The organism is Dactylosporangium sp. CS-047395, assembly GCF_050942185.1.
GTDB lineage: Bacteria > Actinomycetota > Actinomycetes > Mycobacteriales > Micromonosporaceae > Dactylosporangium.
The window spans coordinates 10,617,256-10,632,988 of sequence record NZ_CP192015.1 but is presented as its reverse complement, the minus strand read 5'-3'; the positions used below and the strand labels follow the sequence as shown (position 1 = coordinate 10,632,988).

The 15,733-nt window shown below is 68.3% G+C and carries 14 protein-coding genes and 1 tRNA gene; 6 read left to right on the top strand and 9 right to left on the bottom strand.

Annotation, left to right across the window (positions count from 1 at the left end):
• Positions 1 to 56: 56 nt before the first annotated feature.
• The 5 genes from ACQP00_RS49645 to ACQP00_RS49625 all read left to right on the top strand — a co-directional run bounded on the left by ACQP00_RS49645 (position 57) and on the right by ACQP00_RS49625 (position 4,359).
• The gene (locus ACQP00_RS49645; RefSeq protein WP_433210995.1) at positions 57 to 302 is read left to right on the top strand and encodes a hypothetical protein; all 246 of its coding nucleotides are present in this window, start codon (positions 57 to 59) and stop codon (positions 300 to 302) included.
• Positions 299 to 562: a hypothetical protein gene (locus tag ACQP00_RS49640; protein WP_433210993.1), complete on the top strand. Its 264-nt coding sequence runs from the start codon at positions 299 to 301 to the stop codon at positions 560 to 562. The genes ACQP00_RS49645 and ACQP00_RS49640 overlap by 4 nt, the downstream gene beginning before the upstream one ends.
• Before the next feature lie 37 nt (positions 563 to 599).
• Positions 600 to 2,540, top strand: a complete 1,941-nt coding sequence (locus ACQP00_RS49635; protein ID WP_433210991.1) for a DUF3987 domain-containing protein — start codon at positions 600 to 602, stop codon at positions 2,538 to 2,540.
• Between the two features lie 203 nt (positions 2,541 to 2,743).
• Positions 2,744 to 2,965, top strand: a complete 222-nt coding sequence (locus tag ACQP00_RS49630) for a helix-turn-helix transcriptional regulator (protein ID WP_433210989.1) — start codon at positions 2,744 to 2,746, stop codon at positions 2,963 to 2,965.
• A complete protein-coding gene (locus tag ACQP00_RS49625) occupies positions 2,962 to 4,359 on the top strand; it encodes a tyrosine-type recombinase/integrase (protein WP_433210987.1) in 1,398 nt (465 codons plus the stop codon). The genes ACQP00_RS49630 and ACQP00_RS49625 overlap by 4 nt, the downstream gene beginning before the upstream one ends.
• A 139-nt stretch (positions 4,360 to 4,498) precedes the next feature.
• Here the strand turns inward: ACQP00_RS49625 and ACQP00_RS49620 are convergent, their stop codons facing one another.
• From ACQP00_RS49620 to ACQP00_RS49610, 3 genes are all read right to left on the bottom strand, one after another.
• Positions 4,499 to 7,339 (bottom strand): hypothetical protein, encoded by a 2,841-nt coding sequence (locus tag ACQP00_RS49620; protein ID WP_433210985.1) that lies wholly within the window; start codon positions 7,337 to 7,339, stop codon positions 4,499 to 4,501.
• Complete coding sequence (locus tag ACQP00_RS49615; protein ID WP_433210983.1) at positions 7,326 to 8,033, bottom strand: hypothetical protein; 708 nt, start codon at positions 8,031 to 8,033, stop codon at positions 7,326 to 7,328. The genes ACQP00_RS49620 and ACQP00_RS49615 overlap by 14 nt, the downstream gene beginning before the upstream one ends.
• 332 nt (positions 8,034 to 8,365) lie before the next feature.
• Positions 8,366 to 8,446, bottom strand: a tRNA-Tyr gene (locus ACQP00_RS49610).
• A gap of 102 nt (positions 8,447 to 8,548) precedes the next feature.
• On the opposite strand from ACQP00_RS49610, the gene ACQP00_RS49605 reads away from it, so the two are divergent.
• The gene (locus ACQP00_RS49605) at positions 8,549 to 9,043 is read left to right on the top strand and encodes a YajQ family cyclic di-GMP-binding protein (protein ID WP_433210981.1); all 495 of its coding nucleotides are present in this window, start codon (positions 8,549 to 8,551) and stop codon (positions 9,041 to 9,043) included.
• Positions 9,044 to 9,217: 174 nt separating this feature from the next.
• Here the strand turns inward: ACQP00_RS49605 and ACQP00_RS49600 are convergent, their stop codons facing one another.
• From ACQP00_RS49600 to ACQP00_RS49575, 6 genes are all read right to left on the bottom strand, one after another.
• Positions 9,218 to 9,397: a hypothetical protein gene (locus ACQP00_RS49600; protein ID WP_433210979.1), complete on the bottom strand. Its 180-nt coding sequence runs from the start codon at positions 9,395 to 9,397 to the stop codon at positions 9,218 to 9,220.
• Positions 9,398 to 9,477: 80 nt separating this feature from the next.
• A complete protein-coding gene (gene htpX / locus ACQP00_RS49595; protein WP_433210977.1) occupies positions 9,478 to 10,353 on the bottom strand; it encodes a zinc metalloprotease HtpX in 876 nt (291 codons plus the stop codon).
• 64 nt (positions 10,354 to 10,417) lie between these two features.
• Positions 10,418 to 11,917, bottom strand: a complete 1,500-nt coding sequence (locus tag ACQP00_RS49590) for an NADH-quinone oxidoreductase subunit N (protein ID WP_433210975.1) — start codon at positions 11,915 to 11,917, stop codon at positions 10,418 to 10,420.
• Entirely contained in the window at positions 11,914 to 13,467 is a 1,554-nt protein-coding gene (locus tag ACQP00_RS49585; protein WP_433210973.1) for a complex I subunit 4 family protein, read from the bottom strand. The genes ACQP00_RS49590 and ACQP00_RS49585 overlap by 4 nt, the downstream gene beginning before the upstream one ends.
• Positions 13,464 to 13,604 carry a hypothetical protein gene (locus ACQP00_RS49580; protein WP_433210971.1) on the bottom strand — a complete coding sequence of 47 codons (141 nt, stop codon included), beginning with the start codon at positions 13,602 to 13,604 and terminating at the stop codon, positions 13,464 to 13,466. The genes ACQP00_RS49585 and ACQP00_RS49580 overlap by 4 nt, the downstream gene beginning before the upstream one ends.
• Entirely contained in the window at positions 13,601 to 15,442 is a 1,842-nt protein-coding gene (locus ACQP00_RS49575; RefSeq protein WP_433210969.1) for an NADH-quinone oxidoreductase subunit 5 family protein, read from the bottom strand. Before ACQP00_RS49575 ends, ACQP00_RS49580 begins: the two co-directional genes overlap by 4 nt.
• Between the last annotated feature and the right edge of the window lie 291 nt (positions 15,443 to 15,733).

Genomic DNA, 15,733 nt, shown 5'->3' with positions numbered 1-15,733 from the left:
TAGTACCTAGCAGCGCCGATCCCCTGCACTCTCAAACCTCCCGCTGGAGGCGTTTCGTGGACTCCCTCGCCCTGCTAGCCACCCTCAGCCTTGCCGGTTACGCACTGTGCTACATCCTGGCCTGCGCCGCCTTCCCGTTCGGCGCCTGCCGTCGCTGCAAGGGCACCGGCAAGCTCCGCAACCCGATCGCCCGCCGCATGTACCGCCTCTGCCCGCGCTGCGACGGCACCGGTCACCGCGTGCGCATCGGCCGGCGCGTGTACGAGTACCTCCGCAGCGAGCACCGTCGGGGCACCCGATGAGCGACCACCCGGAGTGGTGCGCGCAGGGCCACCGATGCGGCCTCGGCGAGCACCGCGCCCACCCGATCACGCTCAACGCCCCCGGCGCCGGCCACGTCGTCCTCACCCGCGTGCGCGCCGCCAACGGCCGCGAACACGCCGAGGTCCGGCTCACCGTCGCCCTCGCCGCCGCCGAGCCGCTCGCCCGCCGCCAGCTCATGGCCCTGGTCAACGACCTCGACACCGTACTCAGTCGCGCCGCCCACCTCCGCGCCGCCTGACCGTCCACATCGGACCAGCAGAGAGGAGCCCAACGCCGTGAACCGCACCGCGCCGCACGACCAGGCCGCCGAACAGGCAGTGCTCGGCGCCGCCCTGCTCGACCCGGCCGTGCTGGCGAAGCTCGCCGCAACCCTCACCGCCAGCGACTTCTACCGCCCGGCCCACGGCGAGCTGTGGGCGGCGCTGGTGGAACTCCACCACACCGGCGCCCCGACCGACCCGGTGACCGTGGCCGCGCACCTTGCCGAGGCTGGCACCCTCGGCAAGGTCGGCGGCGCCAGCTACCTCCACACCCTCATCGCAGCCGTCCCCACCGTCGCCAACGCCGGCCACTACGCCAGCATCGTGGCCGACCGGGCGCGCCGCCGCGCGGTGGTCGACCTCGGCCGCCGCCTCACCCACCTCGCCGACGCCGACGCGGACACGTCCGAGGTGCTCGCCGCCGGTCGCGCGCTGCTCACCGACGCCGAACCGGCCTGGCCCGCGCCGATCCCGCTGACCGCGCGCCACCAGCCGCCACCGTTCCCGATCCACGTCCTGCCCGGCTGGCTCGGCGACATGGTGGCCGCCGTCGCCGAGTTCACCCAGACCCCTGTCGACGCCGCCGGCTGCATCGCCCTCGCCGCGCTGTCCACCGCGGCCGGCGGGCGGGCCGAGGTCGAGATCCGGTCCGGCTGGCGCGAGCCCTGCAACCTGTTCACAGTCGTGGTCCTGCCGCCCGGCTCGCGAAAGTCCGCGGTGTTCGCTGCGCTCATCCGGCCCTTGCTCGATGCCGAGAAGGCGCTCAAGGAACGCACTGCGCCAGCCATCATCGAGGCCGAGCTTGCGCAGCGCGTCGCCGGCAAGGCCGCCGAGAAGGCCGCGAACGCCGCCGCGAACGCCGACCCGGCCGCCCGCGATCGGCTGCTGGCCGAGGCCACCGCGGCCGCGATGAGCGCCGACGCCATCGCGGTCCCGAAGCCGCCGCAGCTCGTCGCCGACGACGTGACCAGCGAACAGGCCGCATCGCTGCTCGCCGAGCAGGGCGGCCGTCTGGCGGTGCTCTCGCCTGAGGGCGGCATCTTCGCCACCCTCGCCGGCCGGTACTCCGGCACGCCCAACCTGGAGGTCTTCCTCAAGGGCCACGCGGGCGACATGCTGCGCGTCGACCGGCGCTCCCGCCCGGCCGAGCACATCGACCACCCGGCGCTCACGCTCGGCCTGGCCGTGCAGCCCGAGGTACTGCGCGACATCGCCCGTATGCCCGGCTTCCGCGGCAAGGGCCTGCTCGCCCGGATCCTGTTCTCCCTGCCCGAGAACACGGTCGGTCGCCGCACCCCGGGCGCCCGGTCGGTGCCGACCGAGGTTGCGCACTCCTACACCCGCGACCTCGGCGCCCTGGTCCTCGACCTCGCCGCCCTCCCCGAGCCCGCGGTCATCCCGATGACCGCCGAGGCCGACGCCGCCGTACTCGGCATCGAGTGGCACGTCGAACCACGCTTGGCACCGACCGGCGCGTGGGCGCACATCGTGGACTGGGGCAGCAAGTACACCGGCGCTGTCGTCCGCATCGCTGGCCTACTCCACCTCGCCGAACACCACGCCAGCGGTGTGCACAAGCCCATCGAGTTCCACACCGTCGCCCAAGCCGACGCCATCGGCCGCTACTTCGCCGAACACGCCCTGGCCGCCTTCGACGACATGGGCACCGACCCGACCGTCGAAGACGCCCGGCACATCGTCGCCTGGCTGGAACGCACGGCCACAGCCCGATTCACCCGCCGCGAGCTGTTCAGCGCGGTCGCCCGTGGGCGGTTCCCGAAGGCCGGCGACCTCGACCCGCCGCTCAACCTCCTTCAGGCGCACGGCTACCTCCGGCCCGAGACGACCCCGACGCAGACGCGCGCCGGCCGCCCGCCGTCGCCCGCGTGGCTAGTGCACCCCGACGTGATCCGCCCGGCGGGCACGGTGCATCCGCTGTCGGCGGTGTCCCGATGACTTGCCCGCAGAATCCGCGCAATCCGCAGAACTCCAACTCCGCGCAGCATTCCGCGGATTGTGCGGATTCTGCGGCGGCTCCCCGACCACCGCCCGAGGGCGGCTCCCCGCTCAGCAGCCGACCGGACCAAGCCGAAAGGCCCCCTCGCTTGCCGAACCGATCGACCCCTGATCGCCGCACCGCCCACGGGGAGGACCACCGCATGCCCACGCCCAACGTCACAAGGCTCCCGAAGCGCGACGGCGAGCTGCTCACGCTCGCCCAGGTGCTCGCCGAGCTAGACGTCCCGAAGTCGACCTTCTTTCGCTGGAAGGCCATCGGCAAGGCACCCCGAACGATTAAGTACCCCAACGGCAGTCTCCGCATCCGCCGCACCGATCTCGACGCCTGGCTCACCGCCCACGAGGAGGACGCCGCAGCATGAGCACGTACGACGTGCGGATCTGGTCGATTCGCGAGCATAAGGGCAAGGACCGCAAGACCGGCAAGCCGCGCAGCACCTACCGGGTTCGTTGGGGCGTCGCCGGCAAGGAGTTCGGCGAGAGCTTCCAGACCCGAGCGCTGGCAGAAAGCTTCCGCTCGCGCTTGATGGTCGCTCAGCGGGAGGGTGTCGCGTTCGATGAACCGACTGGTCTCCCTGAGCCGATGGCGCGGGAGAAGAAGACCCGATCGTGGTACCAGCACGCCGTTGCCTTTGTGGACATGAAGTGGCCGCACGCCTCGCCGAATCACCGCAAGGGCATAGCCGAGACGCTGGCAACCGTAACCCCTGCGTTGCTGCTGGCGACCCGGGGAGCACCGAACGTCGACACGATGCGCGCGGCGCTTTACGGCTGGGTCTTCAACACCTCGGCTAGGAAGGCAGGGCCACCGCCGGCTCGCTTGGCAAGCGCTGTGGCGTGGATTGAAGAGAACACAGTCAACCTCTCGGCCCTGATGGATGCGGACCTTGTCCGGAAGGCGCTCAACGCGCTGGCGTTGCGGATGGATGGCAAGTCCGCTAGCGCGTCAACCGTCGCACGCAAGCGCGCCGTGTTCTCCGGTGCGCTGAAGTACGCGGTGGAGCTCCGCTTCATCGACAGGCACCCGCTAACTCTCGTGAGCTGGACTGCGCCCAAGAAGAAGGACGGAGTCGACCGGGGTGTGGTCGTCAACGTCGCCCAGGCCGTCGCGCTACTCGAAGCAGTGCGAGAGGTGAGTCCTGAACTGGAGGCGTTTTTCGGCTGCATGTATTACGCAGGTCTCCGGCCAGAGGAGGTGCTCCACCTCCAGGACGATGAGTACGAACGACCGAATCAGAATGCGGGTTGGGGCTGGCTACACCTCTCCGGCGCCACCGTTGCGGTGGGTCAGGGCTGGAGCGACGACAGCGAGGTCATTGAAGAACGCGGTCTGAAGCACCGTGCGGCGACGGCAACGCGGTCAGTGCCGGTAGCACCGCCGCTTGCCGCGTTGCTTGACCACCACATCCGGACGTACCCGGCTCCGATGAACCGGCGACTGTTCGTCACCAGGCGCGGGCCTGGCGGGCGGTACGTGGCAACTGCGGGACAGCCGATCCCGAACAACACGTACACCACATCCTGGCGTCGGGCGCGTCAGCTCGCTTTGACCGAGGCCCAGCAGCGCTCATCGCTCGCCAGGCGGCCGTACGACCTCCGACACGCGTGCCTGTCGACGTGGCTGAACGCGGGTGTGTCACCGACACAGGTCGCGGAATGGGCTGGCAATAGCGTCAAGGTCCTGCTGGAGGTCTACGCGAAGTGCATTGACGGTGAGGTCGAAGCGGCCCTCCAGCGCATACAACAGAATTACTAACCGGACGGCATCGGCCTGCCGCGTCAGTAGCGCGGCAGGCCGATCGGCTGGCGACGCCAGCCAAGGTCCGCCCGTGATTCGTCGGCTGATAGCTGTCTTGCAAGGCTTCACTTGACGAAAAGACGACCTAAGGCGACGATCACGAAGTGTCGCTGGCCGGCCGTCGACGCACCATATCGCCGAGATAGTGAAATCCTCGGGATCCTAGCCAGTCAATTGTTTCATGCGCACTTTCGGTGGCGCTTGTTTGGTCGCTACTGAGGGCAAGGCGAAGTACTTCCTCGATGGCCTGCCGATTTGCCGTGACGATCCAGCTCTTAGTGGCCCTATTCAGGATTGCCCGAAGCGCGCGAACTGAGCGCGTCGGGTAGCTAGACGCTAGGTCCCTTAGCCCGGCCAGTGCATTTGCTTCAGACCTGAACGAAGCGCCGGTATTGAGAGCGACTTCGGCCTGCGTAATGCGCCACTCGCGATCTAGCTGAGACGAAGCCAACCACGGTCCAAACTCTGCCGCTTCTGCTCTTTTCGCTGCGGCGGGTTCGTTGCCGAAGCGAGAAGACCTCCATTCCCAAAACGCCCGCGCTCTTTGGGTGGTCGCGTCATCCAATGTCGGGTTGTCCTCGAGCACTCTGCCGACGAAGTCAACTGCCGACGCGCGAATGGCAATGGGCGCAATTCGGAAAAGGCGATTGAGTGGGCTCTCGTCGTCAAGGCCGATTACACCCCGAAGGTAGAATACGAGGAGGTGCTCACTCAGCCTCTCCGCAGGCTTATCCGGGCCTGCGCCAAACCAGTTCCAATCGCCGTATTGCTCGTTAATGTGCTCTACCGCTCGCGCGTACTGCTGCTGAAGCAGTCGATAGGCCGATTCGTAAGGCTGGCAGAACATGATGTAGGCGGTCCACGCGGCATCTCCAAGGACAGAATCGTCAAAGATCCGCGTTGTCGCGCTCGCTGCCCACCGTTCGTCGAGCCGTGCGAGCCAGGGAAAGTACTGGCCGTAGATCGACCGAACTGCCGGCGAGGTCTCCGATGCTGGGTCAAGGTGTCGGTCAAGTAGGTGTTCGACTTCTGGCATATCGGAGAAGCTGACCGCAGATTGTTCCTGGCTTCGCGCAACCCACAATGCGTAGGCAACTACGGCACGAACTGCACGGCCCCGCGTGGAATTGAGAGCGACAGTGACGGGATCCATATTGGAGCCACCGAAGCGATCCTCATAAGCGGGTGACGGATCAGGGTCGGTGCAGAGGTTTTCGAGTACGCTCCACAGGCTCGCCCTTGCCTCGAACGGAACGGCCGATCCACGCTTTTGAAAGCTTGTCTCGAGGAGGCCGGCTGCTTCACGACGAACCGTTGGCCAACTGCCTTGATTGTCGTCATCCGCGCCGACGTTTTCCGTGTCCTCAGATTGGAAGATGTGTTGTAGGAAGTCGAGGACCGGCGGCCAATTGAGAGGCTCGTCGTCCTGCACGGCTTTGGTAAGACCAATGAGAGCCCATTGGCTATATATCGGGCGCAGTGAGGTCAACTTTGGTAGGAGGGCGGAGACTCTAGCGGGTTCTTGCTCTGCCAAGGAGGAAAGGGTTCGAGCTAGGCCCTCGGCACTTGGGCCGAACCATTCACTTGAGCCTGCTGTGTATCCGCGCAGCAGCTCGACCACTTGATCGTCTGTGCTCGCGCGTAGAGACTCTAGCTCAACGGGAGTTTCTGGGCCCCACCATGTGGTGATCTCAAAGCTTGTAATGAATTCCGACTCGCCGAACTTGCCGACAAGGGATGACAGCAGTAACATTCGGTCTGGCGGAAGGAATGCTCGTAGCAGGTGGAGTCGACGAATACGCCACTTTGCTGCGTATTCTTCCAAGTCGACTTGGGTAAGTGTCTCGCCCCGCTCCCTGGACGCCGATACGTAAGCTTCCAGATCGGGGCCTTCGTCGATCCACGAGTACAGAGTCTGTTGCTCGGTGGTGCCAAGCCGACCAAATGTCTTCTCCATTAGCTTGCGATACTCGTGACTTGGCTCTGGAGAGAAGAAAGATGATTTGTCGACCAGCACGCGAGAGAGATCGGAAGGGCTTGGCTCCGGTCCTTCGAGTGCAGCAAATGCGGCCACACGCTTCGGAAGCGGCGTGTTTACCGCGAACAGGGTATTCAAAACTTCTTCATCCGTCAGAAGCTGCTCGGTTCTGACGGTGGTTGCCGCATCGCGAAGGGCCGAAGCGACGGCCTGTCGCGTATCTTGGTCATTCCTCTGGTCGGCTTCGAGTCGTGGCCGCCATACCTGTGAGAGATCGAGCGCAACGGGTCCAACGTCGGCGCTTGGTTTAGGTGCAATATCGTTTGCCAGGAACGTTAGATACTTCAGTAGGTCTAACGGAACGCTTTGTGTCAGCAGGTTTGTTGCAGAGGAGAGTAGCTCGGCGTACTCCCAGCGAGACATTCTTGTACTCACCGACTCGTCGTCGATCGGCGCTTCACCCTCCGCTCGCTTCGACGGCCGGAATAGGGCGCGCATTATCGACAGCGCCAAGCCCCCTTCTCCCTCGTCCACCAGCTTTTTCATTAGCTTGAGGGCGTGCTCAGGCAGGCCAAAATAGAATTGTTCCTGTGTGAGAATCCACTTGATTTCACGCAGAATGAGAGGCCTGGCAATCGGAACAGGAAGTTCGGTGGCGGCGTCGAGGAAGTCGCTGTGCACGCGTTCGTTGTCGGTGTCGATACCGAGGATGACGGCAGCTACTTCCTCCGGTGCCTGTCCGGCGACACGAACGAGGTATTCCGACGGTGGCCACGCTTGCGCCCGGATTCCGCCGTCACTGGCCTCCGTGGCCGGTGGATCGCTGAACAATCCGTTAGCCCTGAGTGGCTCAATCCACTGCGGTGACGACAGACGCTCAAAGAAGTAATCGTAGTTTGCACGTCGTTTGCGGATTTGAACCAGGGCGCGATCAACAAGTTCGGGGCTAATCGGAGCCACGGCTCGCCTCCTCCAGGATGGCATCCACGGCATCAAAGTCCGCAAAGGTGCGTGGGCGTAGGCGATCGAGCAGGAATCGCTCAAGGGCATCTAGGTATGCGAGGAATTCTTGCTCGTCGGCGGGTTTCTGGTAGTGGCATATGCTGATGAAATAGTCCCGCGTGATGCTCCACTCATCGACAGCGAGACTTTCCAGCTTGTCGGGCAGTCGCCGGCCTGAGGCGTCCAGCTTCCGCAGGGTCGCGGTCATCTCATCCCGGCGTTTCGGTTGATGGCCCTTCTTCCACGTGAAGAACTCGTACAGCGCGGTCAGGGCCTTCCTGAGGTGCTGATCGATCTCCCCGGACCAGGCTCCGTTATTGAAGGTGCCGCTTTTGGCGACCGCGATGTCCCAAGACTGCTCGGCGGGCCCGAGTCGGTCGCCCATCCGTTCCTGCATCGCCTTGTTCGCGTAGCCCAAGCTTTTCGGCACCCGGTTGATCATCTCGCGCAGCACGTGTGCGGCTTGGGCGAACCGCTGCGTGTTCGCCGGCTGCTGGAGCACCATCAGCGCGCCCAGGTACATCGCACCAAGCTCGGCCGCCAGCGCTCCTAGTGCCTCGTGTAGGGCGCGCTGCTGCCCGGCCAGACGGAGACCCACGGGCTGCTGGGTAGGTTCGCTAGGGCCGTCGCCGACCGCGGCAATGTCGCTCATCGGGCCTCGGGCCTCCTTGCCCTTGCCGAGCTATCGGCGATCGCTACGCATGTCCGAAGGGCTAGTCGGTCGGCCCAGCCGTGAAGGCCACGCCTAAGAGGCTGACCGTCAAGATGAGCGACGCGGGGGCGACCGCAGGGGGCGGGCGTCCTACGGGATCCTACGTTCACGCGTTCGGGGCAGAGCGGAGATTGCCCGGCGGGGCTCCGTGTCGTTGCCACCCAGTTGCCACGACGAGTGGGAGCGGGTGAGCACGAGTGAGATCTTGCAAGACAAGAAGATGGGCCCCTAGCCTGCGTCTCCGCAGGTCAGGGGCCCATCGTCACTGCCGGTGGCGGGTAGAGGATTCGAACCTCTGTAGCTTTCGCGACGGATTTACAGTCCGCTCCCATTGGCCGCTCGGGCAACCCGCCTGGCGGAAGCCAGAATAGCGGTAGGCCCCCGGGGGTTTGCAAACGGGTACCCTCGGCACGCCCACACCCGTCTAACGCACGCAGTAACAGGGAGCGTCTGCCATGGCTTCGGCACCCTCGTTCGACATCGTCAGCAAGGTCGACCGGCAGGAGGTCGACAACGCGCTCAACCAGGCCGAGAAGGAGCTGGCGCAGCGGTTCGACTTCCGCGGCACCGGCGCTGAGATCAAGTGGGCCGGCGAGGAGACGGTCGCCCTTCAGGCTGAGACCGAGGAGCGGGTCGTCGCCGCGCTGGAAGTCTTCAAGGAGAAGCTCGTCAAGCGCAACATCTCGCTCAAGTCCCTCGACGCCGGCGAGCCGCGCGCGTCGGGCAAGGCGTACAAGATCGACGCCAAGATCATTCAGGGCATCGAGTCGGAGAAGGCCAAGGCCATCTCGAAGAAGATCCGCGACGAGGGCCCCAAGGGCGTCCAGGCCCAGATCCAGGGCGACCAGCTGCGCGTGACCGGCAAGAAGAAGGACGACCTGCAGGCCGTCATCACCCTGCTCAAGCAGGAGGACTTCGGCATCGCGCTGCAGTTCACGAACTACCGCTGAAAGCGTGCCGCCCCGGTCCCTTCGCGAGGGGCCGGGGCGGCGTTCGGTTGGTCTATCGTTTCCCGCGCCGCAGAGTGACCACGATGATGGTCGTGGCGACCGCGGCGACCACCAGAAGGCAGCAAAGCAGCAGCAGAACGTGCCATGGCTTGATTGCACCCATGACCGCGCAGCCTAGCTGACAGTCACCTCGCGGGTTGACCCGTCTCGATGAGCAAGATCGCGGAGACCGGCGAGATCGGTCAGGTCGTTCGGGGCGCGTACGAGCAGGAAGCTGTCCGCGTCGCGGATCTCGATGTCACGCTCTGTGGACTCGTCCGGGTCCGTGAGCACGGCGTGGAGCGTCTGAGCCATGGACGCAGACGCTACACGGCCGTCGTTGCGCGACTACCTATCCGAGTGAACGACACGCCCGTGAGCTGGGCGTTTGTCGTTTACCGGTGCAGCGCCAGGCCGGCCATCTGCTCGAGCCGGGCCACGCGCTGCTCCATCGGCGGGTGCGTCGAGAACAGCGAGGCGATGCCACCGCCGCGCAACGGATTGTCGATCATCAGGTGGGCCTGGCTCGCCAGCTGGCCGTCGGCCGGCAGCGGCAGCGCCTGGGTACCCCGGTGGATCTTCCGCAGCGCGCTCGCGAGGGCCAGCGGGTCGCCGGTGAGCTGCGCGCCCGACTCGTCCGCCTGGTACTCACGGCTCCGGCTGATCGCCAGCTGGATCACGGTCGCGGCGAGCGGGCCGAGGATCATCATGAGCAGCAGCCCGGCGATGCCCGGCCCCTCCTCGTCGTCGTTCGAGCCGCCGAGCGGCAGGAAGATCGCGAGGTTGGCGAGCATGGTGATCATGCCGCCCAGGGCGCCGGCGACACTCGAGATCAAAATGTCGCGGTTGTACACGTGGGAGAGCTCGTGCCCGATGACGCCCCGCAGCTCGCGGGGTGTGAGCATCTCCAGGATGCCGGAAGTGACCGCCACGGCCGCGTTCTGCGGGTTGCGCCCGGTCGCGAAGGCGTTGGGCTGGCGGGTCGGGCTGATGTAGAGCCGGGGCATCGGCTGTCCGGCCGAGGTCGCCAGGTCGCGCACCATGGCGTACAGCTGCGGCGCCTGCGCCTCGGTGACGGGCTGCGCGTTCATCGCCCGCAACGCGATCTTGTCGGAGTAGAAGTAGCTGAACGCGTTCATCCCAAGCGACAGGAACACGGCGATGACCAGACCGGTGCTACCGCCGAGCCAGTAGCCGACAAGCAGAATGATGGAGGTCAGCAGCCCGAGGAGGGCCGCCGTCTTCACGCCGTTGAAATGCCTGTGCTGCATGCCTCCTACAACAGCGCGACTCCCCGTACCCCTTCCCAACGCTCGCTGTGAGCTAGCTGAAAGCTCACCCGAACATTCCGGCCGCACGCATCACCAGTTCCGGCCCGAATCCCACCAGGACCGCCGCAACCGCCGCAAACGTCACGGAAACTCCGACCGACCACGGCACCCGCGTGCGCTGCGGCACCTCACCCCCCACCTCGCCGGGGGAGAACAGCGTGGCACCCACCCGGACGTAGTACGCCAGGCCGATCACCGCGTTCACCGCCACCACGATCGCCAGCCAGGTCGCGTCGCCGCCGAGCAGCGCGCGCACCACGGCCACCTTGGCGAACAGCCCGGCCAGCCCCGGCGGCAACCCGGCGAGCCCGGCCAGGGCCAGCACCAGCACCCCGGTCAGCCACGGCGAGCGCCGCGCCAGCCCCCGGTAGTCGTCGATCGCCCCGCCGTCGCCCGCCCCGCGGACCGCGACGAGCGCTCCGAACGCGGCGAACTCCAGTACGACATAGAAGAAGGCATATCCGAGGGTGGCCGCCACCAGCAGCGGCGTCACCTCGTCGGCCGCGATCAGGGCCCCGAGCGGGGCGAGCAGATATCCGGCCTGCGCCACCGACGACCACGCCAGCAGCCGCACCATCCGCCGCTGGCGCAGCGCCACCAGGTTGCCGACCGTCATGCTGGCCGCCGCCAGCACCGCCAGCGTCAGCCCCGACGTCGACAGCACCGGCCGCGCCGCGGACACCCCGACCAGCAGCAGCGCGACGACCCCGCCGAGCTTGGACGCCGTGGACAGATACGCCGCGATCGGCAACGGCGCCCCGTCGTACGTCGCGGGCGCCCACGCATGCGCCGGCACCGCCGCGACCTTGAAGCCGAGCCCGACCAGCAGCAGCACCACGCCGACCTTCAGCAGCGCCCCGGTCGCCGCCACGGGCGCGCCGACCGCCACCGACTGCCCGGCCAGGTGCGCCGGCCCCGCCGCGATGTCCGAGAAGTGCACCCCGCCGGTCGCGGTGAAGACCAGCGCCGCCCCGAGCAGCGCCACGGCGGTCGAAACAACGCTCACCACAAAGAACGTGACCGCGGCGGTACCGCCCTCCCGCGCCCCTCGCCGCAAGCCCACCAGCAGGTACAACGGCAGCGTCAGAGTCTCCAGCGCCACGATCAGCGTGATCAGGTCCCGCGCCCCGCCGAGCACCACTGCGCCGGTGAGCGAGCAGGCCAGCAGGAAGCAGTACTCGCCGACCGGCACCTCCCCGGTCCGCAGCAACGGCACCGACAGCCCCAGCGCCCCGAGCGCGAGCGCCGCGAACACCCCGGCCACGATCGCGGCCGCCGGATCGAGCACCAGCGAGCACTGATCCGGCCCGACGCAGAACGCCGTCCGGTGCTCACCCCAGACCCCCACGGCGATCGCGGCGGCGACGACCCCGGCCATCCCGAGCGCCGTCACGCCCATCACCGGCCCGCGCCGGCCAGGCACGAACAGGTCCATGAGCAGCGCGAGCACGGCCGTCCCCGCCGCCACGTACGCGGGAATCAGCGCCACCTGGTCGATCCTCATCGCCCGAACACCCCCGCCAGCGCCTCGACGGCCGCGTTGGACCAGTGCAGCGCCACCGCCGGCGCCACACCCACGACGAGCGTGAGCACGATCAGCGGCGCCCAGGCGACCAACTCCCCAGCGGTCAGCCGGGCCAAGGCCCGTCTCGGCCCGCCGCCGACCGCCGGCGCCGCATCCTCTGCGAGCTTCGCGATGAGCGGGGTCGCGGCGCCGTGGGTGACCCGCCGCAGCAGCCGCAGGAAGTACGCCGCCGCGAGCGCCGCCCCCACCGCCGCCAGCACGCCCAGCGTCGTCCACAGGCCACCGCCGCGCTGGAACGCCGCCACCACCGCGAACGCCTCGCCCCAGAACCCGGCCAGCCCCGGCAGCCCCAGCGAGGCGATCGCCGCGAAGGCCAGCACCCCGCTCAGCGCCGGCGCCGTCTCCCGCAGCCCACCGAGCTGGTCCAGTTCACCGGTGTGCGCCCGGTCCTTGATCGCGCCGGCGACGAAGAACAGCAGCCCGGTCACGAGCCCGTGCGCGATGTTGCCGATGAGCGCCGCCTGCATGCCCGTGGCCGTCAGCGTGGCCACGCCCAGCAGCACGAAGCCCATGTGCCCGACCGACGAGTACGCGATGAGCCGCTTCAGCTCCGTCTGCGCCAAACAGATCAGGCCACCCGCGAGGATCGCCGCCGTCGCCAGGATCCCGAGCACCGGCGCGGCCCGCGCGGCCCCGTCGGGCGCCACCCCCACCGCGACCCGCAGCAGCCCGTACGTGCCCATCTTCAGCAGCACCCCGGCCAGGATCACCGACCCGACCGTAGGCGCCTCGGTGTGCGCCGCCGGCAGCCACGTGTGCAGCGGCCACAGCGGACTCTTCACCGCGAACGCCACCGCCAGCAGCACGAACGCCAGCAGCTGCATGCCCGCTGACATCGGCCGCACCGCGGGGTCGCTGAGCGCCACCAGGTCCCCGGTGCCCGCCGACGAGACCACGACGAACACCCCGACAAGCAAAAGCACAGAGCCGAAGAGGGTGTACAGCACGAACTTCCGCGCCGCCCGCCGCCGGTCCGCCCCGCCCCAGACCGCGATCACGGCGTACATCGGCAGCAGTACGACCTCGAAGAACACGAAGAACAGCACCAGATCGAGGGCGAGAAACACCCCGGTGATGCCGGCCTGCAGCACCAGCAGCAGCGCGACAAGATGCCGCCCACGCCCCGGCTCCGGCACCCGCCACAGGCAGTACGCACAGCACAACACCGTCAGCAGCGCGGTCAGCACCACCAGCGGATACGAGATGCCATCCACCCCGAGGTGAAACCGCAGGCTGAGCGTGGGCGCCCACGGCAGGTCGATCTCGGCGAACGGCTCGATCCGCCGCACCCCCGGCACCGCCGTACGAGCCAGCCCGAGCGCAACCACCACCCCGAGCGAGGCGGCGGCGAACACGGTCCCACCAACCCGCCCGGCCCGATCGAGCCGCCCCGGCATCGCGGCCGCGAACAGCGCCCCGATCGCCGGCAACAACAAGGCCGCGAGCAACAACGCCTGCGCGGAGCTCATCGCCCCACCTCCAGCACCACGCTGTCGCCGGCCGCCGCCTTGGAAGCCGCCGCGCCGCCCACCGGCCCGAGCAACCCGCGGACCGCCGCCGCCGTCATGGGCAACGCGGAGCTGTGCGTTCGCGTGTTGGAGCTCATCGCCCCACCCCCAGCGCCACGACGATCACGGCCGCCAGCACCACGCCGCCGGCCAGCACCGCGGTCGCCGCCCGGGGCAGCGCCGCCGTATGCACCCGCGCGAGCAGCCCGCCGAGCCCGCCGGCACCCGCGCCGACCCCGTCGACGGCCCCGTCCACGAGCCCCTCGTCCCCCCGTCGAGCCAGCCGCGCCAACGCCGCCACCGGCCGCGTCACCAGCGCATCCTGCACCGCGTCTAAATAAAAGGCATTGGCCAGCAGCCGCCCGCCCGCGGTGTCAGGCAGCGCCGCGGCCGGATCACGCCGCCAGGCGGCCAGCCCACCGGCGGCCAGCAGCACCAGCGCGACCAACGTCATCCACCCCAGGTGCGCGACCGGTTCGTCGGCCCCGAGCCGCCCGCTGAATCCCGCCAGCAGCCCGGCCAACCCGAGCAGCGCCGCCGGTACCGCCAGCACCACCAACGGCCCCCGCATCGCCCACGCCGGCTCGTGCCCAGCCGCGGCCGCGTCGGTGCGCGGCGCGCCGAAGAACGTGCGCCGCCAGAGCCGCACCACGTACGCCGCGGTCAGCGCCACCGTCACCGCCCCCGACCCGAGCACGATCCACGCCACCCCGCGCGGCACCGGTCCGGACCCGGTCGCCGCCTCGAGAATCGCGTCCTTGCTCCAGAACCCGGCCAGCGGCGGCACCCCGGCCAGCGCTCCGAGCCCGATCGTCATGGTCCAGAACGTCACCGGCATCCGCCCGCGCAGCCCGCCCATCGTCGCCATCAGGTTGCTCCCGACCGCGTGGATCACCGACCCGGCCGCAAGGAACAACAGCGCCTTGAACGCCGCGTGCGTCAACAGATGGAACAGCGCCGCCGAGGGCGCCCCAACCGCGAGCGCCCCCGTCATGTACCCGAGCTGGCTGACCGTCGACCAGGCCAGCACCCGCTTGATGTCGTCCTGCCCGAGCGCACTGAGCGCCCCGAGCAGCATGGTCACCGAGGCCATCACCGCAAGCACCACCAGCGCCGCCGGAGCCCGCTCGAACAGCGGATACAGCCGCGCCACCACGTACACCCCCGCCGCCACCATCGTCGCCGCGTGGATCAGAGCGGAAATCGGCGTAGGACCGGCCATCGCGTCGGGCAACCAGGTGTGCAGCGGGAACTGCGCGCTCTTCCCCGCCACCCCCGCCAGCAGCAGCACACAGGCCGCGGTCAACGTCCCGCCGGAGATCGCCCCCGACCCGGCCGCCGCAAAGACATCGGCAATCCGAAAACTGTCCGCGTGCAGCCCCAGCACCACGATCCCGAGCAGAAACCCGATGTCACCCACCCGCGTCACCAGGAAGGCCTTCACCGCGGCTCGCGGCGCCTCGGGCAACCGCCGATCGTGCCCGATCAGCAGGTACGAGCAAATGCCCATGACCTCCCACCCGACCAACAACGCGATCAGGTCCCCGGACACCACCACCAGCAGCATCGCCCCGGTGAACAGACTCACCTGCGCCGCGTAGGGCGCATACCGCGAGTCGTCATGCAGATAGGCCACTGAATAAACCTGAACACACAGCGCCACGACCCCGACGGCCACGGCCACCAGCCCCGCCGGCCCGTCCAACCAGGTCCCGAAGGTCACCACAACCCGGCCGAACGCCGCGACCGTGACCCCCGAATCAGCCCCGCGCACACCCCGCACCGCAACGCCGATCGCCAACGCAAGTGCAACGGCCGCCCCGCCCACACCCAGAAGAGCCGCAAAGCCCCTCATCTTGTACCGCAAGAGCAGCCCAACCAGCCCCGCCCCCAAAGGCACAGCCGGCAGAGCGGCACCAAGTGCATCGACGCTCACCGAGCCACCCCCGCTCCACCCGAGTCCGTGCCGTCCGCCTCTTCATCGGAACGACCCCCGCGATCGGTTCGCAACCCGCGACGCGCATCACCGTCGCCCCCAGCCCGACCACCCACGGCGTCGCCCCCACCCTCAGCCGCGCCGCCACCGTCAACCCGCGCCGCTCCACCGCCAGCCCTTGAAGCCTCGCCGTCGATCTGCGCCGCCTCACCGCCGACCGTTGCAGCCTCGCCGCCGCCTCGCGCCGCTTGACCGTCGGCTCGCGTCTCTCCACCGCCGGTCCGTGTGGTC